The 25,373-nt window shown below is 41.9% G+C and carries 7 protein-coding genes, 39 tRNA genes and 6 rRNA genes; 50 read left to right on the top strand and 2 right to left on the bottom strand.

Features of this window, described 5'->3' with window-relative positions:
- Window positions 1-7: 7 nt before the first annotated feature.
- The 11 genes from H0I41_RS07905 to H0I41_RS07855 all read left to right on the top strand — a co-directional run bounded on the left by H0I41_RS07905 (window position 8) and on the right by H0I41_RS07855 (window position 969).
- Window positions 8-93, top strand: a tRNA-Leu gene (locus tag H0I41_RS07905).
- 9 nt (window positions 94-102) lie between these two features.
- Window positions 103-176, top strand: a tRNA-Arg gene (locus H0I41_RS07900).
- Window positions 177-181: 5 nt separating this feature from the next.
- A tRNA-Pro gene (locus H0I41_RS07895) sits at window positions 182-255 on the top strand.
- 30 nt (window positions 256-285) lie between these two features.
- A tRNA-Met gene (locus H0I41_RS07890) sits at window positions 286-359 on the top strand.
- A 13-nt stretch (window positions 360-372) separates the two neighbouring features.
- Window positions 373-446 (top strand) — tRNA-Ile (locus H0I41_RS07885).
- A gap of 31 nt (window positions 447-477) precedes the next feature.
- Window positions 478-551 (top strand) — tRNA-Met (locus H0I41_RS07880).
- Window positions 552-554: 3 nt separating this feature from the next.
- Window positions 555-627: transfer RNA gene (locus H0I41_RS07875), tRNA-Asp, on the top strand.
- Window positions 628-631: 4 nt separating this feature from the next.
- Window positions 632-704, top strand: a tRNA-Phe gene (locus H0I41_RS07870).
- A 17-nt stretch (window positions 705-721) separates the two neighbouring features.
- A tRNA-Gly gene (locus tag H0I41_RS07865) sits at window positions 722-792 on the top strand.
- Between the two features lie 11 nt (window positions 793-803).
- Window positions 804-877: transfer RNA gene (locus tag H0I41_RS07860), tRNA-Ile, on the top strand.
- A gap of 2 nt (window positions 878-879) precedes the next feature.
- Window positions 880-969, top strand: a tRNA-Ser gene (locus H0I41_RS07855).
- A gap of 620 nt (window positions 970-1,589) precedes the next feature.
- On the opposite strand, the gene H0I41_RS07850 is transcribed toward H0I41_RS07855, so the two are convergent.
- Complete coding sequence (locus H0I41_RS07850) at window positions 1,590-1,949, bottom strand: hypothetical protein (RefSeq protein WP_086875141.1); 360 nt, start codon at window positions 1,947-1,949, stop codon at window positions 1,590-1,592.
- 234 nt (window positions 1,950-2,183) lie between these two features.
- On the opposite strand from H0I41_RS07850, the gene H0I41_RS07845 reads away from it, so the two are divergent.
- The 38 genes from H0I41_RS07845 (at window position 2,184) to H0I41_RS07660 (ending at window position 20,776) form a co-directional block, all read left to right on the top strand.
- Window positions 2,184-2,255, top strand: a tRNA-Glu gene (locus tag H0I41_RS07845).
- A 26-nt stretch (window positions 2,256-2,281) separates the two neighbouring features.
- Window positions 2,282-2,372, top strand: a tRNA-Ser gene (locus H0I41_RS07840).
- 7 nt (window positions 2,373-2,379) lie between these two features.
- Window positions 2,380-2,453 (top strand) — tRNA-Met (locus H0I41_RS07835).
- A 3-nt stretch (window positions 2,454-2,456) separates the two neighbouring features.
- Window positions 2,457-2,529: transfer RNA gene (locus tag H0I41_RS07830), tRNA-Asp, on the top strand.
- A 5-nt stretch (window positions 2,530-2,534) separates the two neighbouring features.
- Window positions 2,535-2,607 (top strand) — tRNA-Phe (locus tag H0I41_RS07825).
- 4 nt (window positions 2,608-2,611) lie between these two features.
- A tRNA-Tyr gene (locus H0I41_RS07820) sits at window positions 2,612-2,693 on the top strand.
- A 7-nt stretch (window positions 2,694-2,700) separates the two neighbouring features.
- Window positions 2,701-2,771, top strand: a tRNA-Trp gene (locus H0I41_RS07815).
- Between the two features lie 14 nt (window positions 2,772-2,785).
- Window positions 2,786-2,858, top strand: a tRNA-His gene (locus H0I41_RS07810).
- 7 nt (window positions 2,859-2,865) lie between these two features.
- A tRNA-Gln gene (locus H0I41_RS07805) sits at window positions 2,866-2,937 on the top strand.
- Between the two features lie 20 nt (window positions 2,938-2,957).
- Window positions 2,958-3,028 (top strand) — tRNA-Cys (locus H0I41_RS07800).
- A 31-nt stretch (window positions 3,029-3,059) separates the two neighbouring features.
- Window positions 3,060-3,143, top strand: a tRNA-Leu gene (locus H0I41_RS07795).
- A gap of 115 nt (window positions 3,144-3,258) precedes the next feature.
- Window positions 3,259-4,425, top strand: a complete 1,167-nt coding sequence (locus H0I41_RS07790; RefSeq protein WP_086875140.1) for a glycosyltransferase family 4 protein — start codon at window positions 3,259-3,261, stop codon at window positions 4,423-4,425.
- Window positions 4,418-5,452 (top strand): glycosyltransferase family 4 protein, encoded by a 1,035-nt coding sequence (locus H0I41_RS07785; protein WP_135014773.1) that lies wholly within the window; start codon window positions 4,418-4,420, stop codon window positions 5,450-5,452. Before H0I41_RS07790 ends, H0I41_RS07785 begins: the two co-directional genes overlap by 8 nt.
- Before the next feature lie 8 nt (window positions 5,453-5,460).
- The gene (locus tag H0I41_RS07780; protein WP_023599928.1) at window positions 5,461-6,477 is read left to right on the top strand and encodes a lysylphosphatidylglycerol synthase transmembrane domain-containing protein; all 1,017 of its coding nucleotides are present in this window, start codon (window positions 5,461-5,463) and stop codon (window positions 6,475-6,477) included.
- Between the two features lie 84 nt (window positions 6,478-6,561).
- Window positions 6,562-8,631, top strand: a complete 2,070-nt coding sequence (locus H0I41_RS07775) for an LTA synthase family protein (RefSeq protein WP_061400981.1) — start codon at window positions 6,562-6,564, stop codon at window positions 8,629-8,631.
- A 518-nt stretch (window positions 8,632-9,149) separates the two neighbouring features.
- A 16S ribosomal RNA gene (locus tag H0I41_RS07770) occupies window positions 9,150-10,722 on the top strand.
- A gap of 219 nt (window positions 10,723-10,941) precedes the next feature.
- A 23S ribosomal RNA gene (locus tag H0I41_RS07765) occupies window positions 10,942-13,844 on the top strand.
- Between the two features lie 61 nt (window positions 13,845-13,905).
- A 5S ribosomal RNA gene (gene rrf, locus H0I41_RS07760) occupies window positions 13,906-14,022 on the top strand.
- A gap of 5 nt (window positions 14,023-14,027) precedes the next feature.
- A tRNA-Val gene (locus tag H0I41_RS07755) sits at window positions 14,028-14,100 on the top strand.
- Between the two features lie 2 nt (window positions 14,101-14,102).
- Window positions 14,103-14,175: transfer RNA gene (locus H0I41_RS07750), tRNA-Lys, on the top strand.
- Window positions 14,176-14,195: 20 nt separating this feature from the next.
- Window positions 14,196-14,280, top strand: a tRNA-Leu gene (locus H0I41_RS07745).
- A gap of 1 nt (window position 14,281) precedes the next feature.
- A tRNA-Thr gene (locus H0I41_RS07740) sits at window positions 14,282-14,354 on the top strand.
- Between the two features lie 18 nt (window positions 14,355-14,372).
- Window positions 14,373-14,444 (top strand) — tRNA-Gly (locus tag H0I41_RS07735).
- A gap of 12 nt (window positions 14,445-14,456) precedes the next feature.
- A tRNA-Leu gene (locus H0I41_RS07730) sits at window positions 14,457-14,542 on the top strand.
- A 9-nt stretch (window positions 14,543-14,551) separates the two neighbouring features.
- Window positions 14,552-14,625, top strand: a tRNA-Arg gene (locus H0I41_RS07725).
- Window positions 14,626-14,630: 5 nt separating this feature from the next.
- Window positions 14,631-14,704, top strand: a tRNA-Pro gene (locus H0I41_RS07720).
- A 30-nt stretch (window positions 14,705-14,734) separates the two neighbouring features.
- Window positions 14,735-14,808 (top strand) — tRNA-Met (locus H0I41_RS07715).
- A 13-nt stretch (window positions 14,809-14,821) separates the two neighbouring features.
- A tRNA-Ile gene (locus H0I41_RS07710) sits at window positions 14,822-14,895 on the top strand.
- A gap of 31 nt (window positions 14,896-14,926) precedes the next feature.
- A tRNA-Met gene (locus tag H0I41_RS07705) sits at window positions 14,927-15,000 on the top strand.
- 3 nt (window positions 15,001-15,003) lie between these two features.
- Window positions 15,004-15,076, top strand: a tRNA-Asp gene (locus H0I41_RS07700).
- A 4-nt stretch (window positions 15,077-15,080) separates the two neighbouring features.
- Window positions 15,081-15,153 (top strand) — tRNA-Phe (locus H0I41_RS07695).
- 17 nt (window positions 15,154-15,170) lie between these two features.
- Window positions 15,171-15,241 (top strand) — tRNA-Gly (locus tag H0I41_RS07690).
- Between the two features lie 11 nt (window positions 15,242-15,252).
- Window positions 15,253-15,326 (top strand) — tRNA-Ile (locus H0I41_RS07685).
- Window positions 15,327-15,328: 2 nt separating this feature from the next.
- Window positions 15,329-15,418 (top strand) — tRNA-Ser (locus H0I41_RS07680).
- A gap of 399 nt (window positions 15,419-15,817) precedes the next feature.
- A 16S ribosomal RNA gene (locus H0I41_RS07675) occupies window positions 15,818-17,390 on the top strand.
- A gap of 219 nt (window positions 17,391-17,609) precedes the next feature.
- A 23S ribosomal RNA gene (locus tag H0I41_RS07670) occupies window positions 17,610-20,512 on the top strand.
- 61 nt (window positions 20,513-20,573) lie between these two features.
- A 5S ribosomal RNA gene (rrf, locus tag H0I41_RS07665) occupies window positions 20,574-20,690 on the top strand.
- Together the 16S, 23S and 5S rRNA genes with 17 tRNA genes alongside form the textbook arrangement of a ribosomal RNA operon.
- 13 nt (window positions 20,691-20,703) lie before the next feature.
- Window positions 20,704-20,776 (top strand) — tRNA-Asn (locus H0I41_RS07660).
- Between the two features lie 112 nt (window positions 20,777-20,888).
- On the opposite strand, the gene H0I41_RS07655 is transcribed toward H0I41_RS07660, so the two are convergent.
- Complete coding sequence (locus H0I41_RS07655; protein ID WP_011162434.1) at window positions 20,889-22,262, bottom strand: amino acid permease; 1,374 nt, start codon at window positions 22,260-22,262, stop codon at window positions 20,889-20,891.
- Between the two features lie 314 nt (window positions 22,263-22,576).
- On the opposite strand from H0I41_RS07655, the gene adhE reads away from it, so the two are divergent.
- Window positions 22,577-25,186 carry a bifunctional acetaldehyde-CoA/alcohol dehydrogenase gene (gene adhE, locus H0I41_RS07650; RefSeq protein WP_135014321.1) on the top strand — a complete coding sequence of 870 codons (2,610 nt, stop codon included), beginning with the start codon at window positions 22,577-22,579 and terminating at the stop codon, window positions 25,184-25,186.
- Window positions 25,187-25,373: the final 187 nt, after the last annotated feature.

Here is a 25,373-nt window from a genome sequence, read left to right as displayed (position 1 = left end):
TTATCATGCCGGGGTGGCGGAACTGGCAGACGCACGGGACTTAAAATCCCGCGGTTGGTGACAACCGTACCGGTTCGATTCCGGTCCTCGGCATATAATGATGCACCCTTAGCGCAACTGGATAGAGTGTCTGACTACGAATCAGAAGGTTGAAGGTTCAAATCCTTCAGGGTGCACACTTCGGGAAGTGGCTCAGTTTGGTAGAGCACCTGGTTTGGGACCAGGGGGTCGCAGGTTCGAATCCTGTCTTCCCGATTGTAGCTTAATAAGAAGGAAGTTACAGATGGCGGTGTAGCTCAGCTGGCTAGAGCGTCCGGTTCATACCCGGGAGGTCGAGGGTTCGATCCCCCCCGCCGCTATAGAGGTAAACTTGGACCTTTAGCTCAGTTGGTTAGAGCAGACGGCTCATAACCGTCGGGTCGTAGGTTCGAGTCCTACAAGGTCCATAGGATCTTGGCTTTTTTTATATAAAAACATCGCGGGATGGAGCAGTCTGGTAGCTCGTCGGGCTCATAACCCGAAGGTCATAGGTTCAAATCCTGTTCCCGCAATATGGTCCCTTGGTGTAGGGGTTATCACGCCTCCCTGTCACGGAGGAGATCACCGGTCCGAATCCGGTAGGGACCGTAATGGCTCGATAGCTCAGTTGGTAGAGCAAAGGATTGAAGCTCCTTGTGTCGGCGGTTCGATTCCGTCTCGCGCCATTAGGAAGCAAGAAGTTGCGGGTATAGTTTAGTGGTAAAACGAAAGCCTTCCAAGCTTTAGTCGCGAGTCCGATTCTCGTTACCCGCTTCAAAGGAAAGGGGCCTATAGCTCAGCTGGTTAGAGCGCACGCCTGATAAGCGTGAGGTCGATGGTTCAAGTCCATTTAGGCCCATTGGAGATTTACTCAAGTGGCTGAAGAGGCGCCCCTGCTAAGGGTGTAGGTCGGTTTATACCGGCGCGAGGGTTCGAATCTCTCAATCTCCGCTTTAAAGTAAACACACTAGTAATGTCACTAGTGTGTTTTTTTGTATCTTTAAAAATAAAAAAACTTTGTTCAAGTGTATGGATGAATAGACAGAAAAAGAATCAAATAACTATGAAGTTAACCCCAGAGTTGGCCATACACCCAACCTGGGGATTTTGCTATGGACAAATATACAGTTGAAACTAAATTAAAAGCAATTGAATTATACGAAAGTAGTCTTGGAAGTAGATAAATCGTAGTTTTCTTCCAGGCACTTACCTTGATTGAACTAAGAAAGTTTTTTAGTCCCCATATTATAAGTAAGACGACCCTTGTGGGGAAGAGAGCGGCGAAAGTTCAGTTATGTAATAAGCAGAGAAAATTTAGGTGTCTATTATACGGACGAAAAGAGGGAAAGCAGCCGTCTCTTGAAAAATTAGAGTGGAATCTCCTTTATGCGGTAATGAGCCTTATATCTTCTCTATATGGCTTTTAAAGGCTCCTGAGGAGGAATTTGGCTTTAAAATGAAATAAAGAGTTTACAGAGCGATTTTTACATATTTCAAGGTCGTATTTTTGCTAGTCTAAAAAAGACACATGGTTCAGATGGAACGAATGTGTCTATAGTTATATGGACTAGCTAGTTTCTTGTATTTAATTCTTTAAGCAGGTTAATTATTTCTGCATTTTGCTTGATTAAGATCCAGTTTTGAAGCCTTAATGTATCCTCTGGGGAAGTATTTTCCATTAGATCACTTTGAGCCGCTCTATGAAGAAGAGGCTTGTATGATGCTTCCGTATTTTCTAAGCCATATGCAGATAAATGGGTATTAGTCATTTTATCTATATACTCATTAACTTGATTTGCATCTTTTTCAATTAATTCTTCTCTTTGCCAAGGAGTAAGTTTTGCATGATCTTCACAAATCATATTTCCATCAGCTAATTTAATTAGTTTTTTACCTTTTTTATTGTCAACAATACATCGTTCATTAGACATAAAAACACCTCCGTATACGCTTAGTGTAGCACCATATAGGCTTAAAGAGATAAAAAAAGAAATAAAGTAAAAAAAATTAAAATTAGGGGTTGCATAGTTAGAATGTTTTTAGTAATATAGTTATTGCTGATGCGGAGAGTAAGAAAAAGCAACACTTCAAAAAAAGTTTTTGAAAAAAGTTGTTGACATCACTTTCTAAATCAGGTATGATTAACAAGTACGTTAAAAACGTATGACCCGTTGGTCAAGTGGTTAAGACACCGCCCTTTCACGGCGGTAACATGAGTTCAAATCTCGTACGGGTCATTACCATATTAAAAGATGGTATAAATGGAGGATTACCCAAGTCCGGCTGAAGGGAACGGTCTTGAAAACCGTCAGGCGGGTTCTGCCCGCGCGTGGGTCCGAATCCCACATCCTCCTTAATCATCGCGGGATGGAGCAGTCTGGTAGCTCGTCGGGCTCATAACCCGAAGGTCATAGGTTCAAATCCTATTCCCGCAATATGGTCCCTTAGTGTAGTGGTTATCACGCCTCCCTGTCACGGAGGAGATCACCGGTTCGAGTCCGGTAGGGACCGTAAATGGCTCGATAGCTCAGTTGGTAGAGCAAAGGATTGAAGCTCCTTGTGTCGGCGGTTCGATTCCGTCTCGCGCCATTCTGGAGGCCTAGCGAAGTGGCTAAACGCGGCGGTCTGTAAAACCGCTCTCTCTGAGTTCGGTGGTTCGAATCCACTGGCCTCCATTTAAATAGGGATATCGTATAAAGGTAGTACATCGGTCTCCAAAACCGCTAGTGTGGGTTCAATTCCTACTATCCCTGTTTTTAATATTATGGCGGAATTGGTGAAGTGGTTAACACACCGGTTTGTGGATCCGGCATGCGTGGGTTCGATCCCCACATTCCGCCCTAACATTGGGATATAGCCAAGCGGTAAGGCAATGGACTTTGACTTCATCATGCGTTGGTTCGAATCCAACTATCCCAATTTGTTAATGATCAGAGGTTGGCGGTGTAGCCAAGTGGTAAGGCACGGGTCTGCAAAACCCTAATCATCGGTTCAAATCCGATCACCGCCTTCGCCTGAATTTCCTGATTAATTTCATTTATGGCGGTGTGGCGGAATTGGCAGACGCGTCAGACTCAAAATCTGGTGTCCCCTGGGACGTATCGGTTCGATCCCGATCACCGCTATTTATTCAGACATTCTGGCAAAAAGACGTGAGTTAATTCTCACGTCTTTTTTTTATCCAAAATTGCAACTCCTTTCTACTAACTTTATAATGTTCTTTAATGGAGGTATTTTTATATGAATATTGGGTTATTTACCGATACTTATTTTCCTCAGCTTTCTGGGGTCGCAACTTCAATTCAAACTTTAAAAAATTCTCTTGAAGCAGATGGACATTCTGTCTTCATTTTTACTACAACTGATCCTCATTTAGGAAAGGGGACTATTGAGCCAAATATTTTCAGAGTTAGTAGTGTACCTTTTGTCTCTTTTACGGATAGAAGAATTGCAGTTAGAGGTTTATTTCAGGCAACGAAAATTGCTAAGGAAGTAAAATTAGACATTGTGCATACTCAAACCGAGTTTGCAATGGGTATGATTGGAAAATACGTTGCGCATTCGTTAGATATTCCTGCTATTCATACTTACCATACTATGTATGAAGACTACTTACATTATGTATTAAATGGACACCTATTAAAGCCATATCACGTTAAACAGATTACGAAGGCCTATCTACATAAGATGGATGGAGTGGTTGCACCAAGTCAGCGTGTAAAAGAAACATTGAGGCGATATGGAGTTACAATTCCAATGCGTATTATTCCAACAGGAGTTGATTTAACAGCTATCAATGAAAATCCCCGTCAAGATGTCCGGAAGGAATTGGGGCTTAGTTCAAAAGATAAAGTTATTCTCACGCTAAGTAGGGTAGCAGCTGAAAAGAAAATAGATCAAATTTTAGATGTTTTACCTGAAATTTTAGAAAAAGAGCCTAACGTAAAGTTTGTAATTGCCGGCGATGGTCCTGATGTACAGCCATTAAAAGATCAAGTTACTCGACTTTCTTTAGAAGACTATGTAACTTTCGCGGGTAGTGTTGAACATAGTGATGTTGGAAATTATTATCGTATGGCGGACTTATTCGTATCTGCAAGTGATACTGAAACGCAAGGTTTAACCTATATTGAGGCATTAGCAGCTGGAACAAAAAGTGTAGTGTACAGTACCGATTACACGGAGAATGTTTTTGATAATAAGGAGTTAGGCTGCACCTTTAAAACAAAGGATGAGATGAAAAATGAGATTCTTGATTATTTAAAAGAAGATCGATTTACCATTCCTGAAAATATAAAGAAAAATAAATTGGTAGATGTATCAGCAGCTACTTTTGCACATAAAATAGAAGATTTTTATCAAGATGCAATTCAAAATAAACGAACAACTGAGGTAAATTATGATTAGAATTAATATGTTTTCCCAGGCGGATTCAGTTCAGGGACAGGGTGTGGGATCTGCGTATAAAGAGTTAGTGCGCTTACTTAGGTCCCGCTTAGTAGAAGATTTTTATGTAACTATTAATAAATATGGAGCAAGTGATTTAACGCATTACCATACTATAAATCCTACATATTTTGCTAATAGTTTTTTACCTAGTCGTGGAAGAAAAATTGGATATGTGCATTTTCTGCCGGAAACCTTAGAAGGATCTGTTAAGCTCCCTGAACCAGCAAAAAGTATCTTCTATAAGTACGTTATTGATTTTTATAAAAGAATGGATCAGATAGTAGTAGTTAATCCAATATTTATTGATAAATTAGTGAAGTACGGAATAAGCGAAGAAAAAGTGAAATACATTCCTAATTTTGTAGCAAAAAGTGAATTTTATGAGCAAAGTCAAGTACAAAAAAACGCCTTTAGGAATAAATTGCATATTCCGATAGATAAGTTTGTAATTGTCGGAGATGGACAAGTTCAAGAAAGAAAAGGTGTGGATGACTTTGCGAAGTTAGCAGAAGCCAATCCAGATATTCAATTTATTTGGGCTGGTGGATTCTCATTCGGTAAAATGACGGATGGATATGCTCATTTTAAGAAGTTAATTGATAATCCTCCAAAAAACCTGAAATTTACTGGTATTGTGCCACGAGAAGAATTAGTTAGCTATTTAAACATTGCTGACTTATTTTTACTTCCATCTTTCGATGAATTATTTCCAATGTCAGTTTTAGAAGCTTTTTCATGTAATACTCCTGTTTTATTACGTGATTTGGATTTATATCAAGCTATTATTGACGGGTATTATATGAAAGGCAAGGATTTTACTGAGTTAAACGCTCAAATTAAATCCGTAGTATCAAATCCTGAAAAATTAAAGAAGTATCAAGATTTATCTGCTCAAGCCAGTCAAGAATATTCTGAAGACCATCTTGCTAAAATATGGCATGACTTTTACATGGAACAATATGAAATTGGTAGAAAGTTAGGATAAATCAAATAATGAACAAAAAACATTTTATAGGGATGCTGATTGTTCTTTTAATTAGTGGCTTTGTTATTTGGCAAGAATTACGGAAAACACCAATTAAGGCATTATGGGGGGCAAGTAAAAAATTAAATTTAACTTTCTTACTGTTAGTTTTATTGGTAATGGTTTTGTCGTATGTCTGTGAAGCTGCTATTATTTGGATTTTAGAGCATAAAAAGGGAGATCCACATCGCTCTGCATGGTCTTTTTTCAGAATTCCAATTATTCAAGCTTTATTTAATGCGATAACCCCCTTGTCTACCGGTGGTCAACCTTCTCAGTTAGTAGCCATGATTCAGATGGGAATAGAAGGTGGACGCGCGACATCTATTCTGTTGATGAAATTTATAATTTATCAAATTTGCGTTTTATTTGCGTACGTATCGACAATTATTTTTGGTTTTCATATGGTAGTAACCAAATTTTCAGGGTTAGCCTTGTTTATTTTAATTGGTTTTATTCTTCATGTAAGTTCCATAATTTTTCTATTAGCAATTATGTTTGCATATCGATGGACAAAAAATACTACTAATTGGCTCATGGATTTACTGGAAAAATTTATGAATAAAAATACTGTTGAAAAATGGCGTAAGAATACGATGGAGAAAATTGAAACTTTTTATGCAGAAGGACAGAACTTAAAACGTGAAAAGAAAAAATTATTAGGTGCCAGTATTTTGACTATTGGTCAACTTCTATGTTTCTATTCAATTCCGTACTTGATCTTGTTAGCGTTAAATTTAACACCTTCTTGGCTAGACGTTACACAGATGAACATTATGATTATCATGTTTATGGCAATTGTTCCAATTCCAGGAGCATCTGGCGGAGCAGAATTTAGTTTTCAGACATTGTTTTCTACTTTTATTCATTCAAATATTTTGTTGACTCTAGGGATGTTCTTATGGCGTTTTACTACCTACTTTTTTGGAATGATTTTAGGGATATTCGGTTGGCTCTTTAAGCCCAAGAAAGTAAAAAGTCATTAAAATTCCTTAAATTTGCTATTTTAATTTATCAAAACCATTTTTTAGTAGTAATATCATGAAAGAACAAAGTTGAGGAGGACTTAGATGGGACGCCTAAAAGCATCATATAATTGGTTAACTAAAACTAAATTAGGCTTTTTCACTGTAGTTGTTGTATTTTTTTGGATAAAAACATATTTAACCTATATAACAAAGTTTAATTTAGGTGTAGTGGGCTCAATGCAAAATTTTTTGCTACTGATAAATCCACTGCCAACTGCTATTTTATTAATTGGAATTGGTTTATTTTTTAAGGGTAGGAAATCCTACTGGATTATGGTCATAATTGATTTTCTTTTATCTCTTTGGCTATTTTCAAATATATTATATTATCGAGAATTTTCTGATTTTTTATCTACTTCTATCATTAAAACATCCGGATCTACTTCTGATAATTTAGGAAAAAGTATTGCGGGCATCACAAAAGGAACAGATTTTTTAGTATTTTTAGATGTAGTTATCATTGTTCTACTAATAGCTTTTAAAGTTTTTAAAATTGATGTTCGACGTCTAAAATTAAAGGTTTCACTTTTAATTGAAGGCTTAGCTGTAGTACTGATTGGTACTAATTTAACTATGGCACAAAAGGATCGTCCTGGTTTATTAACTAGAACTTTTGATAATAACTATATTGTTAAATATTTAGGATTGAATGCTTTTGCAGTATACGACGGAGTAAAAACTGCTCAAAATAATGCAATTATGGCTAAAGCAAACCATAGTGATCTAAAAACTGTTCAGTCTTATATCAAGAAAAATTATATTGCACCTAATCCGGAATATTATGGCGTGGCAAAGAATAAGAATGTATTGGTAATCCACTTAGAGAGTTTCCAGCAATTTTTAATTGACTATAAGTGGCATGGAAAAGAAGTTACACCTAATTTGAATAAGTTGTATCATGCTAACGATACTATTAGTTTTGATAATTTCTTTAATCAAGTAGGACAGGGTAAGACTTCCGATGCTGAAATGATGCTAGAAAACTCTATTTTTGGTTTACAATCCGGATCTGCTATGTCAAGTTATGGAACATCTAACACTTTTGAAAGTGCTCCAGCTATACTAGGTCAAAAGGCTGGCTACACTAGTGCAGTTATGCATGGTGGGGCAGGTTCATTCTGGAATCGTGATAATGCTTATAAGTCTTTTGGCTACGATTATTTCATGCCTTTATCTTATTATCAAAATAAAAAGGGATATTACTTAGGATATGGAATTAAAGATAAGCTTTTCTTTGATCAGTCGATTAAATATATGGAGCACTTACCACAGCCATTTTATTTAAAGATGATTACGGTAACGAACCACTATCCATATGATTTAGATAAAAAAAATCAATCCATTGATAAAACTGATACGGGTGATAAAACAGTAGATGGATATGTTCAAACTGCTCATTATCTTGATCAAGCAATTGGAGAATTGATGAGCTATCTGAAGAAATCTGGTTTAGAGAAGAATACTCTAATTATGCTTTATGGAGATCACTACGGAATTTCTGGAAATCACCATAAGGCGTCTGCCCAATTATTGGATAAAGATAGCTTTAATAATTTTGATAATCTCCAATTCCAACGGGTACCATTAATGTTCCACATGCCTGGACTTAAGGGTGGTATTAATCATACCTATGGTGGCGAGATTGACGTTAGACCAACCTTATTTAATTTATTAGGAATTAATGACCAAAATATGATTCAGTTTGGACATAGTCTTTTGGCTAAAAATGCTCCACAGATTGTTGCCCAGCGAAATGGTGACTTTATTACTCCAAAATATAGTAAAGTAGAAGGAAGTTATTACTACACGCAATCAGGAAAGCGAATAACTCATCCAAGCAAGAAAGTAAAGGCCCAATTAGCATCCATTTCTAATACAGTAACGACCGAGCTCTCCTTATCAGACCGAGTAATTACAGGAAATCTTTTGCGCTTCTATAAGCCAGATGGATTTGAATATGTGAAGAGAAAGAATTATTCATATAAGAAATCTGATTCATTAAAACGATTGAAAAAGGCTGAGAAGAAGAGTAAGAATAGTGTCTGGTATCAGAATGGCAAAAAGACAACTCAAAGTGATTTTAAGACAGATGCCCCAGAATTGAAAAAATAATTAAAAATTGTGTTAAGTGATTATACTTAACACAATTTTTTTATATCCGAATTTTAAGACTTAAATCTTAATTAAAATAAGAATGAAAAATGATAAATCTGAACAATTAAATTATTAATTAAATGAATATTCGCAATATATATTTTTATTCAAAATCATGTTGACGAAAAGTGAAAAAGCCTGTAAAGTAATACATGCTGTTTGAGGCAAGCGAAAAGAGCAAATAAAAAAGTTCAAAAAAAGCTTGCCAAAGCGAGCAAAAGATGATAATATTATAAAGCTGTCATTTGAGAGAGATGAGAAAATTAAAAAAGTTCTTGTCAAAGCTTAAAAGACATGATATAATATAAAAGTTGTCACATGACAACGGTAGTACCTTGAAAACTGAACAAAGTTTCGCTGAAAGTGTGCGGGATATAAAAATCCCAAACAAAAGCGAAGTCAATTCGCAAGCAATAAATTTGAGATAACTCAAAGAAAGTTTTAGAGCTAAACGATAAAAAGCTCATTTTCAAAAGGAAAATGAGAGTTTGATCCTGGCTCAGGACGAACGCTGGCGGCGTGCCTAATACATGCAAGTCGAGCGAGCTTGCCTAGATGATTTTAGTGCTTGCACTAAATGAAACTAGATACAAGCGAGCGGCGGACGGGTGAGTAACACGTGGGTAACCTGCCCAAGAGACTGGGATAACACCTGGAAACAGATGCTAATACCGGATAACAACACTAGACGCATGTCTAGAGTTTGAAAGATGGTTCTGCTATCACTCTTGGATGGACCTGCGGTGCATTAGCTAGTTGGTAAGGTAACGGCTTACCAAGGCAATGATGCATAGCCGAGTTGAGAGACTGATCGGCCACATTGGGACTGAGACACGGCCCAAACTCCTACGGGAGGCAGCAGTAGGGAATCTTCCACAATGGACGAAAGTCTGATGGAGCAACGCCGCGTGAGTGAAGAAGGGTTTCGGCTCGTAAAGCTCTGTTGGTAGTGAAGAAAGATAGAGGTAGTAACTGGCCTTTATTTGACGGTAATTACTTAGAAAGTCACGGCTAACTACGTGCCAGCAGCCGCGGTAATACGTAGGTGGCAAGCGTTGTCCGGATTTATTGGGCGTAAAGCGAGTGCAGGCGGTTCAATAAGTCTGATGTGAAAGCCTTCGGCTCAACCGGAGAATTGCATCAGAAACTGTTGAACTTGAGTGCAGAAGAGGAGAGTGGAACTCCATGTGTAGCGGTGGAATGCGTAGATATATGGAAGAACACCAGTGGCGAAGGCGGCTCTCTGGTCTGCAACTGACGCTGAGGCTCGAAAGCATGGGTAGCGAACAGGATTAGATACCCTGGTAGTCCATGCCGTAAACGATGAGTGCTAAGTGTTGGGAGGTTTCCGCCTCTCAGTGCTGCAGCTAACGCATTAAGCACTCCGCCTGGGGAGTACGACCGCAAGGTTGAAACTCAAAGGAATTGACGGGGGCCCGCACAAGCGGTGGAGCATGTGGTTTAATTCGAAGCAACGCGAAGAACCTTACCAGGTCTTGACATCCAGTGCAAACCTAAGAGATTAGGTGTTCCCTTCGGGGACGCTGAGACAGGTGGTGCATGGCTGTCGTCAGCTCGTGTCGTGAGATGTTGGGTTAAGTCCCGCAACGAGCGCAACCCTTGTCATTAGTTGCCATCATTAAGTTGGGCACTCTAATGAGACTGCCGGTGACAAACCGGAGGAAGGTGGGGATGACGTCAAGTCATCATGCCCCTTATGACCTGGGCTACACACGTGCTACAATGGACGGTACAACGAGAAGCGAACCTGCGAAGGCAAGCGGATCTCTTAAAGCCGTTCTCAGTTCGGACTGTAGGCTGCAACTCGCCTACACGAAGCTGGAATCGCTAGTAATCGCGGATCAGCACGCCGCGGTGAATACGTTCCCGGGCCTTGTACACACCGCCCGTCACACCATGAGAGTCTGTAACACCCAAAGCCGGTGGGATAACCTTTATAGGAGTCAGCCGTCTAAGGTAGGACAGATGATTAGGGTGAAGTCGTAACAAGGTAGCCGTAGGAGAACCTGCGGCTGGATCACCTCCTTTCTAAGGAAGGCGAAAGATGATGGAGAGTGCGAGAGCACTAAGAGAAGTCATCGAGAAAGCCAAGCGGAAGCACACTGAGAAACTTTGTTTAGTTTTGAGGGTAATACCTCAAGAGCTAGTACATTGAAAACTGAATATAATCAAAAGCAAAAAAACCGAGACAATCGAAAAAACAGATTGAAGAGCGACCGAGAAGAGAGAGAAACTCAACTTGAAATAGGTCAAGTAGAAAAGGGCGCATGGTGAATGCCTTGGCACTAGAAGCCGATGAAGGACGTGACGAACCACGAAAGGCTTCGGGGAGCAGTAAGTAAGCAATGATCCGGAGATATCCGAATGGGGGAACCCAATACCGCGAGGTATTATCATTAACTGTTAAGGTTAATGAAGGAAGACGCAGTGAACTGAAACATCTAAGTAGCTGCAGGAAGAGAAAGAAAAATCGATTTCCCAAGTAGCGGCGAGCGAACAGGAAAGAGCCCAAACCAACTGGCTTGCCAGTTGGGGTTGTAGGACTGCGATATAGTACTTGAAGTGATAGCAGAATTATCTGGAAAGATAAGCCAGAGAGGGTGAGAGCCCCGTACGCGAAATTGCGGAGAGACTTAGCAGGATCCTGAGTAGGTCGGGACACGAGGAATCCCGATTGAAACCGCGAGGACCATCTCGCAAGGCTAAATACTAACTAGTGACCGATAGTGAACCAGTACCGTGAGGGAAAGGTGAAAAGAACCCCGGAAGGGGAGTGAAAGAGAACCTGAAACCGTGTGCCTACAAGTAGTCAGAGCACATTAAAGTGTAATGGCGTGCCTTTTGTAGAATGAACCGGCGAGTTACGTTATGGTGCAAGGTTAAGTCAGAAAAGACGGAGCCGGAGCGAAAGCGAGTCTGAATAGGGCGAAAGAGTATCATGACGTAGACCCGAAACCAAGTGACCTACCCATGACCAGGTTGAAGGCGTGGTAAAACACGCTGGAGGACCGAACCCACGTGAGTTAAAAATCGCGGGGATGAGTTGTGGGTAGCGGTGAAATTCCAAACGAACTTGGAGATAGCTGGTTCTCTCCGAAATAGCTTTAGGGCTAGCCTCGTGTGAATGATAATGGAGGTAGAGCGCTGTTTGGACTAGGGGCCCGTCAGGGGTTACTGAATCCAGATAAACTCCGAATGCCAGATATCAATGCACGGGAGTCAGACTGCGAGTGATAAGATCCGTAGTCGAAAGGGAAACAGCCCAGATCACCAGTTAAGGTCCCCAAATCTATGCTAAGTGGAAAAGGATGTGGAGTTGCGTAGACAACTAGGATGTTGGCTTAGAAGCAGCCACCATTTAAAGAGTGCGTAATAGCTCACTAGTCGAGTGACGCTGCGCCGAAAATGTACCGGGGCTAAGCATAGTACCGAAACTGTGGATGCATATATTATATGCGTGGTAGGAGAGCGTTCTAAGTGCGGCGAAGTTAGATCGAGAGGACTAATGGAGCGCTTAGAAGTGAGAATGCCGGTATGAGTAGCGAAAGATAGGTGAGAATCCTATCCGCCGAAAGACTAAGGTTTCCTGGGGCAGGCTCGTCCGCCCAGGGTAAGTCGGGACCTAAGGTAAGGCCGAGAGGCGTAGCCGATGGACAACAGGTAGAAATTCCTGTACTGAAATTGTTCGATATGAGCAAAGGAGGGACGCAGGAGGCTAATGACGCATGTTGCTGGAAATACATGTGCAAGCAGTAAGAAAAAAGATGAGTCAAATGCTTGTCTTTAGATTTCAAGCTGTGATGCGGAGCGAAATAAAAGTAGCGAAGGTCATGATGTCACACTGCCAAGAAAAGCTTCTAGCCAGAACAATTTTACCCGTACCGCAAACCGACACAGGTAGTCGAGTGGAGAACACTCAGGTGAGCGAGAGAACTCTCGTTAAGGAACTCGGCAAAATGACCCCGTAACTTCGGGAGAAGGGGTGCTGATAGTAAAATATCAGCCGCAGTGAATAGGCCCAAACAACTGTTTATCAAAAACACAGGTATCTGCAAAATCGTAAGATGACGTATAGGTGCTGACACCTGCCCGGTGCTGGAAGGTTAAGAGGAGAGCTTAGCGTAAGCGAAGGTTTGAATTGAAGCCCCAGTAAACGGCGGCCGTAACTATAACGGTCCTAAGGTAGCGAAATTCCTTGTCGGGTAAGTTCCGACCTGCACGAAAGGTGTAATGATTTGGGCACTGTCTCAACGAGAGACTCGGTGAAATTATAATACCCGTGAAGATGCGGGTTACCCGCGACAGGACGGAAAGACCCCATGGAGCTTTACTGTAGCTTGATATTGAGTATTTGTTAAACATGTACAGGATAGGTAGGAGCCAGAGAAAGTAGGACGCTAGTCTTACCGGAGGCAATGTTGGGATACTACCCTTGTTTGATGGATCCTCTAACTCACAGAGCTGAGCGTTCTGGAGGACAGTGTCAGGTGGGCAGTTTGACTGGGGCGGTCGCCTCCTAAAGTGTAACGGAGGCGCCCAAAGGTTCCCTCAGAATGGTTGGAAATCATTCGCAGAGTGTAAAGGTATAAGGGAGCTTGACTGCGAGAGCTACAACTCGAGCAGGGACGAAAGTCGGGCTTAGTGATCTGGTGGTACTGCATGGAAAGGCCATCACTCAACGGATAAAAGCTACCCTGGGGATAACAGGCTTATCTCCCCCAAGAGTTCACATCGACGGGGAGGTTTGGCACCTCGATGTCGGCTCGTCGCATCCTGGGGCTGAAGTCGGTCCCAAGGGTTGGGCTGTTCGCCCATTAAAGCGGCACGCGAGCTGGGTTCAGAACGTCGTGAGACAGTTCGGTCCCTATCCGTCGTGGGCGTAGGAAATTTGAGAGGAGCTGTCCTTAGTACGAGAGGACCGGGATGGACATACCGCTGGTGTACCAGTTGTCTTGCCAAAGGCATCGCTGGGTAGCTATGTATGGAAGGGATAAGCGCTGAAAGCATCTAAGTGCGAAGCCCCCCTCAAGATGAGATTTCCGATGCGAAAGCAGTAAGACACCTTAAAGACGATGAGGTAGATAGGCTAGGAGTGGAAGCATAGCGATATGTGGAGCGGACTAGTACTAATCAGTCGAGCACTTGACCAAAGCTCAAAGGTTTAAAGGCTAGAGATTATATTCAGTTTTGAGTGTAAAAGCTCAGAAAGAGTACGGTGGCGATGGCAAGAAGGATACACCTGTTCCCATGCCGAACACAGAAGTTAAGCTTCTTAACGCCGAGAGTAGTTGGTGGGAAACTGCCTGCGAGGGTAGGCAGTCGCCGTGCTAAATGGAGGATTAGCTCAGCTGGGAGAGCATCTGCCTTACAAGCAGGAGGTCACAGGTTCGAGCCCTGTATCCTCCATTGAGTCGTTAGCTCAGTTGGTAGAGCATCTGACTTTTAATCAGAGGGTCGGCAGTTCGAGCCTGCCACGACTCATTGGCCCAGAAAAAACTCAAGCGGGTGTGGCGGAATTGGCAGACGCGCTAGATTTAGGTTCTAGTGTTTTCGGACGTGTGGGTTCAAGTCCCACCACCCGTACCATGCCGATTTAGCTCAGTTGGTAGAGCATCTGTCTTGTAAACAGGGGGTCGAAGGTTCGAGTCCTTTAATCGGCATAAAAATTGAATAAAAATGCGGAAGTAGTTCAGTGGTAGAACACCACCTTGCCATGGTGGGGGTCGCGGGTTCGAATCCCGTCTTCCGCTTATCATTATCATGCCGGGGTGGCGGAACTGGCAGACGCACGGGACTTAAAATCCCGCGGTTGGTGACAACCGTACCGGTTCGATTCCGGTCCTCGGCATATAATGATGCACCCTTAGCGCAACTGGATAGAGTGTCTGACTACGAATCAGAAGGTTGAAGGTTCAAATCCTTCAGGGTGCACACTTCGGGAAGTGGCTCAGTTTGGTAGAGCACCTGGTTTGGGACCAGGGGGTCGCAGGTTCGAATCCTGTCTTCCCGATTGTAGCTTAATAAGAAGGAAGTTACAGATGGCGGTGTAGCTCAGCTGGCTAGAGCGTCCGGTTCATACCCGGGAGGTCGAGGGTTCGATCCCCCCCGCCGCTATAGAGGTAAACTTGGACCTTTAGCTCAGTTGGTTAGAGCAGACGGCTCATAACCGTCGGGTCGTAGGTTCGAGTCCTACAAGGTCCATAGGATCTTGGCTTTTTTTATATAAAAACATCGCGGGATGGAGCAGTCTGGTAGCTCGTCGGGCTCATAACCCGAAGGTCATAGGTTCAAATCCTGTTCCCGCAATATGGTCCCTTGGTGTAGGGGTTATCACGCCTCCCTGTCACGGAGGAGATCACCGGTCCGAATCCGGTAGGGACCGTAATGGCTCGATAGCTCAGTTGGTAGAGCAAAGGATTGAAGCTCCTTGTGTCGGCGGTTCGATTCCGTCTCGCGCCATTAGGAAGCAAGAAGTTGCGGGTATAGTTTAGTGGTAAAACGAAAGCCTTCCAAGCTTTAGTCGCGAGTCCGATTCTCGTTACCCGCTTCAAAGGAAAGGGGCCTATAGCTCAGCTGGTTAGAGCGCACGCCTGATAAGCGTGAGGTCGATGGTTCAAGTCCATTTAGGCCCATTGGAGATTTACTCAAGTGGCTGAAGAGGCGCCCCTGCTAAGGGTGTAGGTCGGTTTATACCGGCGCGAGGGTTCGAATCTCTCAATCTCCGCTTTACAGATATGCTTCATTAACTACCTTAATGAAGCATTTTATTTTCCTTTGATTAAAATCTGTAAAGTAATACATGCTGTTTGAGGCAAGCGAAAAGAGCAAATAAAAAAGTTCAAAAAAAGCTTGCCAAAGCGAGCAAAAGATGATAATATTATAAAGCTGTCATTTGAGAGAGATGAGAAAATTAAAAAAGTTCTTGTCAAAGCTTAAAAGACATGATATAATATAAAAGTTGTCACATGACAACGGTAGTACCTTGAAAACTGAACAAAGTTTCGCTGAAAGTGTGCGGGATATAAAAATCCCAAACAAAAGCGAAGTCAATTCGCAAGCAATAAATTTGAGATAACTCAAAGAAAGTTTTAGAGCTAAACGATAAAAAGCTCATTTTCAAAAGGAAAATGAGAGTTTGATCCTGGCTCAGGACGAACGCTGGCGGCGTGCCTAATACATGCAAGTCGAGCGAGCTTGCCTAGATGATTTTAGTGCTTGCACTAAATGAAACTAGATACAAGCGAGCGGCGGACGGGTGAGTAACACGTGGGTAACCTGCCCAAGAGACTGGGATAACACCTGGAAACAGATGCTAATACCGGATAACAACACTAGACGCATGTCTAGAGTTTGAAAGATGGTTCTGCTATCACTCTTGGATGGACCTGCGGTGCATTAGCTAGTTGGTAAGGTAACGGCTTACCAAGGCAATGATGCATAGCCGAGTTGAGAGACTGATCGGCCACATTGGGACTGAGACACGGCCCAAACTCCTACGGGAGGCAGCAGTAGGGAATCTTCCACAATGGACGAAAGTCTGATGGAGCAACGCCGCGTGAGTGAAGAAGGGTTTCGGCTCGTAAAGCTCTGTTGGTAGTGAAGAAAGATAGAGGTAGTAACTGGCCTTTATTTGACGGTAATTACTTAGAAAGTCACGGCTAACTACGTGCCAGCAGCCGCGGTAATACGTAGGTGGCAAGCGTTGTCCGGATTTATTGGGCGTAAAGCGAGTGCAGGCGGTTCAATAAGTCTGATGTGAAAGCCTTCGGCTCAACCGGAGAATTGCATCAGAAACTGTTGAACTTGAGTGCAGAAGAGGAGAGTGGAACTCCATGTGTAGCGGTGGAATGCGTAGATATATGGAAGAACACCAGTGGCGAAGGCGGCTCTCTGGTCTGCAACTGACGCTGAGGCTCGAAAGCATGGGTAGCGAACAGGATTAGATACCCTGGTAGTCCATGCCGTAAACGATGAGTGCTAAGTGTTGGGAGGTTTCCGCCTCTCAGTGCTGCAGCTAACGCATTAAGCACTCCGCCTGGGGAGTACGACCGCAAGGTTGAAACTCAAAGGAATTGACGGGGGCCCGCACAAGCGGTGGAGCATGTGGTTTAATTCGAAGCAACGCGAAGAACCTTACCAGGTCTTGACATCCAGTGCAAACCTAAGAGATTAGGTGTTCCCTTCGGGGACGCTGAGACAGGTGGTGCATGGCTGTCGTCAGCTCGTGTCGTGAGATGTTGGGTTAAGTCCCGCAACGAGCGCAACCCTTGTCATTAGTTGCCATCATTAAGTTGGGCACTCTAATGAGACTGCCGGTGACAAACCGGAGGAAGGTGGGGATGACGTCAAGTCATCATGCCCCTTATGACCTGGGCTACACACGTGCTACAATGGACGGTACAACGAGAAGCGAACCTGCGAAGGCAAGCGGATCTCTTAAAGCCGTTCTCAGTTCGGACTGTAGGCTGCAACTCGCCTACACGAAGCTGGAATCGCTAGTAATCGCGGATCAGCACGCCGCGGTGAATACGTTCCCGGGCCTTGTACACACCGCCCGTCACACCATGAGAGTCTGTAACACCCAAAGCCGGTGGGATAACCTTTATAGGAGTCAGCCGTCTAAGGTAGGACAGATGATTAGGGTGAAGTCGTAACAAGGTAGCCGTAGGAGAACCTGCGGCTGGATCACCTCCTTTCTAAGGAAGGCGAAAGATGATGGAGAGTGCGAGAGCACTAAGAGAAGTCATCGAGAAAGCCAAGCGGAAGCACACTGAGAAACTTTGTTTAGTTTTGAGGGTAATACCTCAAGAGCTAGTACATTGAAAACTGAATATAATCAAAAGCAAAAAAACCGAGACAATCGAAAAAACAGATTGAAGAGCGACCGAGAAGAGAGAGAAACTCAACTTGAAATAGGTCAAGTAGAAAAGGGCGCATGGTGAATGCCTTGGCACTAGAAGCCGATGAAGGACGTGACGAACCACGAAAGGCTTCGGGGAGCAGTAAGTAAGCAATGATCCGGAGATATCCGAATGGGGGAACCCAATACCGCGAGGTATTATCATTAACTGTTAAGGTTAATGAAGGAAGACGCAGTGAACTGAAACATCTAAGTAGCTGCAGGAAGAGAAAGAAAAATCGATTTCCCAAGTAGCGGCGAGCGAACAGGAAAGAGCCCAAACCAACTGGCTTGCCAGTTGGGGTTGTAGGACTGCGATATAGTACTTGAAGTGATAGCAGAATTATCTGGAAAGATAAGCCAGAGAGGGTGAGAGCCCCGTACGCGAAATTGCGGAGAGACTTAGCAGGATCCTGAGTAGGTCGGGACACGAGGAATCCCGATTGAAACCGCGAGGACCATCTCGCAAGGCTAAATACTAACTAGTGACCGATAGTGAACCAGTACCGTGAGGGAAAGGTGAAAAGAACCCCGGAAGGGGAGTGAAAGAGAACCTGAAACCGTGTGCCTACAAGTAGTCAGAGCACATTAAAGTGTAATGGCGTGCCTTTTGTAGAATGAACCGGCGAGTTACGTTATGGTGCAAGGTTAAGTCAGAAAAGACGGAGCCGGAGCGAAAGCGAGTCTGAATAGGGCGAAAGAGTATCATGACGTAGACCCGAAACCAAGTGACCTACCCATGACCAGGTTGAAGGCGTGGTAAAACACGCTGGAGGACCGAACCCACGTGAGTTAAAAATCGCGGGGATGAGTTGTGGGTAGCGGTGAAATTCCAAACGAACTTGGAGATAGCTGGTTCTCTCCGAAATAGCTTTAGGGCTAGCCTCGTGTGAATGATAATGGAGGTAGAGCGCTGTTTGGACTAGGGGCCCGTCAGGGGTTACTGAATCCAGATAAACTCCGAATGCCAGATATCAATGCACGGGAGTCAGACTGCGAGTGATAAGATCCGTAGTCGAAAGGGAAACAGCCCAGATCACCAGTTAAGGTCCCCAAATCTATGCTAAGTGGAAAAGGATGTGGAGTTGCGTAGACAACTAGGATGTTGGCTTAGAAGCAGCCACCATTTAAAGAGTGCGTAATAGCTCACTAGTCGAGTGACGCTGCGCCGAAAATGTACCGGGGCTAAGCATAGTACCGAAACTGTGGATGCATATATTATATGCGTGGTAGGAGAGCGTTCTAAGTGCGGCGAAGTTAGATCGAGAGGACTAATGGAGCGCTTAGAAGTGAGAATGCCGGTATGAGTAGCGAAAGATAGGTGAGAATCCTATCCGCCGAAAGACTAAGGTTTCCTGGGGCAGGCTCGTCCGCCCAGGGTAAGTCGGGACCTAAGGTAAGGCCGAGAGGCGTAGCCGATGGACAACAGGTAGAAATTCCTGTACTGAAATTGTTCGATATGAGCAAAGGAGGGACGCAGGAGGCTAATGACGCATGTTGCTGGAAATACATGTGCAAGCAGTAAGAAAAAAGATGAGTCAAATGCTTGTCTTTAGATTTCAAGCTGTGATGCGGAGCGAAATAAAAGTAGCGAAGGTCATGATGTCACACTGCCAAGAAAAGCTTCTAGCCAGAACAATTTTACCCGTACCGCAAACCGACACAGGTAGTCGAGTGGAGAACACTCAGGTGAGCGAGAGAACTCTCGTTAAGGAACTCGGCAAAATGACCCCGTAACTTCGGGAGAAGGGGTGCTGATAGTAAAATATCAGCCGCAGTGAATAGGCCCAAACAACTGTTTATCAAAAACACAGGTATCTGCAAAATCGTAAGATGACGTATAGGTGCTGACACCTGCCCGGTGCTGGAAGGTTAAGAGGAGAGCTTAGCGTAAGCGAAGGTTTGAATTGAAGCCCCAGTAAACGGCGGCCGTAACTATAACGGTCCTAAGGTAGCGAAATTCCTTGTCGGGTAAGTTCCGACCTGCACGAAAGGTGTAATGATTTGGGCACTGTCTCAACGAGAGACTCGGTGAAATTATAATACCCGTGAAGATGCGGGTTACCCGCGACAGGACGGAAAGACCCCATGGAGCTTTACTGTAGCTTGATATTGAGTATTTGTTAAACATGTACAGGATAGGTAGGAGCCAGAGAAAGTAGGACGCTAGTCTTACCGGAGGCAATGTTGGGATACTACCCTTGTTTGATGGATCCTCTAACTCACAGAGCTGAGCGTTCTGGAGGACAGTGTCAGGTGGGCAGTTTGACTGGGGCGGTCGCCTCCTAAAGTGTAACGGAGGCGCCCAAAGGTTCCCTCAGAATGGTTGGAAATCATTCGCAGAGTGTAAAGGTATAAGGGAGCTTGACTGCGAGAGCTACAACTCGAGCAGGGACGAAAGTCGGGCTTAGTGATCTGGTGGTACTGCATGGAAAGGCCATCACTCAACGGATAAAAGCTACCCTGGGGATAACAGGCTTATCTCCCCCAAGAGTTCACATCGACGGGGAGGTTTGGCACCTCGATGTCGGCTCGTCGCATCCTGGGGCTGAAGTCGGTCCCAAGGGTTGGGCTGTTCGCCCATTAAAGCGGCACGCGAGCTGGGTTCAGAACGTCGTGAGACAGTTCGGTCCCTATCCGTCGTGGGCGTAGGAAATTTGAGAGGAGCTGTCCTTAGTACGAGAGGACCGGGATGGACATACCGCTGGTGTACCAGTTGTCTTGCCAAAGGCATCGCTGGGTAGCTATGTATGGAAGGGATAAGCGCTGAAAGCATCTAAGTGCGAAGCCCCCCTCAAGATGAGATTTCCGATGCGAAAGCAGTAAGACACCTTAAAGACGATGAGGTAGATAGGCTAGGAGTGGAAGCATAGCGATATGTGGAGCGGACTAGTACTAATCAGTCGAGCACTTGACCAAAGCTCAAAGGTTTAAAGGCTAGAGATTATATTCAGTTTTGAGTGTAAAAGCTCAGAAAGAGTACGGTGGCGATGGCAAGAAGGATACACCTGTTCCCATGCCGAACACAGAAGTTAAGCTTCTTAACGCCGAGAGTAGTTGGTGGGAAACTGCCTGCGAGGGTAGGCAGTCGCCGTGCTCTTTTTTAATATTCCGGCTTAGCTCAGTTGGTAGAGCACCTGACTGTTAATCAGGTTGTCGTCAGTTCGAGTCTGACAGCCGGAGTAAAGTGATGAGTTAAAGGAAGAATGAAGAATTATCTTTGTTCTTCCTTTTTTGTATAGTTATTATTTTTCATGAAAAAATCCTCTAGTTTTCTTAACTAGAGGATTTAATATTAATTACTTTTTTTCTGTATAAAGTGAGTTAGACATACTAAAACTGTAAAAATTATTCCTGCACTTATCATTGGAATTCGATAATTTGGAAATATTAGTAACACAATAATCATTGCTATAAAAAATATTAGTACTGCTATATCTGATATTGGATATAACGGCATTCTAAATGTTGGAAGTTCATTCTTTGGTGTCTTTTTACGGTAAGTCATATGAGTCACGATCATAATTGACCAAATTAATAAAAACATACTCGTTGCAGTGGCAGAAATAAAGGTAAAAGCATCCTTTAAAAAGAGATTTAAAAGAGGTGCTAATGCAATTAAAACTGTTGAGAATACTAAAGCATTTTTAGGTAATTGTCGATGATCCAACTTACCTAAATGCTTACTGATTTTGTTTTTACCATTGTAATTTATTGAAAATAATAGACGGCCCGCACTATAGATAAAGCTATTAGTTGATGAAATGGCTGCACTTATAACAACAAAGTTAATTATTGAACCTGCATTTTTAATTCCTGTTGCACCTAATGCTTGAACGAATGGTGAACTTGAAGTTGAAACCTTTGTCCAAGGAATTGCTAATAAGATACTTAGAATTGCAAGCACATAAAATAAAATAATTCGAACAGGCAGTTGGTCAATAGCCCGTGTAATAGTTTTCTTTGGTTCTTTTGCTTCAGCAGCAGTTAAACCAATTAACTCAACACCGATGAAACTAAAGATTACCATTTGAAAACCTAATAAAAAACCTTTAGGACCTTTGGCGAAAATACCGCCATCAATCATCATGTTATTCCAGCTAACATGCCCATACTTTGTTGAAGAATTTGTAATTAATAGGTAGAAGACAAGAATAACAAATGCAATAATTGTTACAATTTTAATAATTGCAAAACTAAATTCTAAGTTTCCAAATACCCGTGCTGAAATTAGATTAATACCTAATAGTACTAATAAAGTAATTAATCCGGGAATCCAACTTTGCAGGTTGGGCCACCAATATTGAAAATAAATTCCTAGGGCAGTAATTTCTGCCATAGCGAGAGTCAACCAACTGAACCAATATAAATATCCTGTTGTTGTTCCAATACTTTTTCCTAAGTATTCTGAAATAAAATCAATATAGGTATTTTTCTTAATATCTGAAAGTATCAGTTCTCCGAGTGCTCTCATTAACAGAAAAAGAAAGAATCCAACTAAGCAATAGATGAAAATTACTGCAGGACCAGCTAGCTCAATACTATTTCCAACTCCTAGAAATAGTCCTGTTCCAATTGTTCCCCCTAATGCAATTAGTTGAATATGGGCATTTGTCAAACTCCGTTTCATAGTTTTAACCTCAGATGATTCTGAGCTATTTTTTGACATTAAAATATAAAACTCCTTTCATAGTTTATTAAAATTTTAACATAAAAATCTATAATAACTGATAAAACGTATAGTGTTTAAGATTTTTTATAAGATTATGAATAAAAAAATTACTTGATATTTTTGTGAAATATTTTTCAATATTATAAAAAATGTAACCGATAACATTATTGAAAGCACTTATTTCTTACTTTTTATCATATTGTGAATTTGTAAAAAGATGCACAAAGTCATTTACAAGTGTTGGATATAAGGACTATACTGTCATTGTTCAAAAAAATATGCCTAGATTTCCGAGTAGGAGGCCCAATTAAATGGTGCAAGATAAAAAGGCGACAAAAGAAGAAAAAGCAATTGATGTAAATAAAATGATTGATGGCTATGTAGAAAAAGCCCATGTTGCTTTAGATGAGATGGCCAATTTTGATCAAGAACAAGTTGATAAAATTTGTGAAGCTATCGCAAGTGCAGGGGAACAGAATAGTTATTTACTTGCAAAAATGGCTGTTGAAGAAACTGGTCGTGGAGTAGTAGAAGATAAGACTATTAAAAATATGTTTGCCAGTGAAAACATTTGGAATAGTCTTCGTCATGAAAAAACTGTTGGTGTTATTGAAGAAGATAAAGAAAAACAATTAGTTAAAATTGCAGAACCTAAAGGCGTAATTGCTGGAGTAACTCCCGTTACTAACCCAACCTCAACTGTAATTTTTAAAGCTATGCTTGCTTTAAAAACTAGAAATGCTATTATTTTTGGCTTCCACCCACAAGCACAAAAGAGTTGTGTAAAAACTGGTGAAATTATTCGAGAAGCAGCAATTAAAGCTGGTGCTCCTAAAGACGCAATTCAATGGATTGAATATCCAAGTCTTGAAGCAACTAGTACATTAATGAATCATCCAAATGTTCAAACAATTTTAGCTACTGGTGGTCCTGGAATGGTTAAGGCTGCTTATTCATCTGGTAAGCCTGCAATCGGTGTTGGTCCAGGTAATGGTCCCTCATATATTGAAAAGACCGCCAATATTCCAGAATCCGTTTACGATATTGTTCTCTCCAAGACTTTTGATAATGGTATGATTTGTTCCTCCGAAAATTCTGTAGTAGTTGATGAGGATATCTATAACGAAGTAAAAGATGAATTTAAGTCTTGGAATTGTTATTTCTTAAAACCAGATGAAATTAAGAAGTTCGAAGAAAAATTCATTGATCCTAAGAGAGGAACTGTTGCTGGTCCAGTTGCTGGTCGTTCGGCTTATCAAATTGCAAAATTATGTGGAGTAGATGTACCAGAAGATACTAAGGTAATTATTGCCGAATACAAGGGTGTGGGTAAAAAGTATCCTTTATCTGCTGAAAAGCTTTCTCCTGTATTTACCATGTATAAAGCTAAGGGTCATGAAGATGCCTATAAGATTTGTACCGACCTTCTAAATTATGGTGGACGCGGCCATACTGCGGGGGTTCATTCTCAAGATGAAAAAGTAATTGATGAGTTTTCAATGAAAATGGATGCATGCCGTATTTTGGTTAACTCTCCAGCTTCAGTTGGTGGTGTTGGTGACTTGTACAACAATATGCTTCCTTCCCTTACTTTAGGGACCGGTTCATATGGTGCTAATACTTTTTCACATAATATTGGTGCTAGAGACCTGCTTAACATTAAGACAGTTGCAAAACGTCGTGATAATATGCAATGGATCAAGGTTCCAAAGAAGACATATTTTGAACATAATGCAGCAAATTATTTAAAGCACATGCCTGATGTTGAAAGATTCTTCATTGTGACTGATGAAGGTGTAGCCAGCAAATACATTAATGAAATTACTGATATTATTAGTCAACGTCGTGGTAAAAAGAGCTATGAAGTCTTTCAAGCAGTAACTAAGGATCCGGATACTGATATAATTGCTGACGGTGTTCACCGAATGAATATCTTTAAGCCGGATGTCGTGATTGCTATTGGTGGTGGATCTGTAATGGATGCTGCTAAGGCAATGCGATTATTCTACGAAAATCCAGATATGAGTTTTGAAGATGCTTATTCAAAATTTTTAGATATTAGAAAAAGAACAGTAAGATTTCCAAAATATAATGCTATCCAATTAGTATGTATTCCAACTACTTCAGGAACTGGTTCAGAAGTATCACCATTTTCAATTATTAAAGATGCAAAGACCGGAATTAAACACACTCTTTGTGATTATTCTTTAAATCCTGATGTTGCCATTGTTGACGATCAATTTGTAGAAACTATGCCAAAGGAATTGATTGCTCGCTCTGGTTTTGAAGCATTAGCTCATGCAGTAGAAAGTTATGTTTCGACTATGGCTACTGATTTTACTCGTGGCTGGTCGATGGAAGCTATCAAGTTGATTTTTGAAAACTTAGAAAAATCATATAATGGTGATCAAAATGCTAGAAGCAGAATGCATAATGCAGCTACTTTAGCTGGTATGGCATATGCAAATGCATTCTTAGGTGTAGGACATGCAATTGCTCATACAGAATCATCTGAGTTTGGTATTCCAAGTGGCTTAAGTGATGCTATTGCAATGCCATATGTGATTAGATTCAATTCTAAAAAGCCTAGAAAGCTTGCAATGCGCCCACATTATTCAATTTTTAGAGCTGATAAAGATTATGCAGAAATTGCACGTAGTCTGGGACTAAAAGAAAATAGCGACCAAGAACTAATTGATGCTTTAATCAAGAAAGTTGTTGAATTAGGACATGCTGTTGGGATGAAGTTAAGCCTTAAAGCTAATGGAATTAGTGAAGCTGATTTTAATAATAAGGTAGAAAACATGGCTGTTGAAGCCTATGGCGACCAAAACGTTGTAACAAATCCTTCTGCGTTATTGATTAGTGAAATTAAGAATCTAATGAAAGAAACATACACTGGAAAGGGTATTGAAGCTTAATTTTTTCGTATCTCTCTTGAAATATTAATATGAATTCGCACGTAAAAGGGGAAGCAATGTATTGCTTCCCCTTTTTTATTTTGATCAAAAACAAAAAGAATGATAATTCTTTACCAAAGAGGGTAAGGAATATATCATTCTTTTCCTGTATGTATGTAAATTAAACTATAAAACTATTACTATAAAT

It is taken from the genome of Lactobacillus johnsonii, from assembly GCF_014058685.1.
Lineage (GTDB): Bacteria > Bacillota > Bacilli > Lactobacillales > Lactobacillaceae > Lactobacillus.
This window is presented reverse-complemented; position numbering and strand designations above follow the sequence as displayed.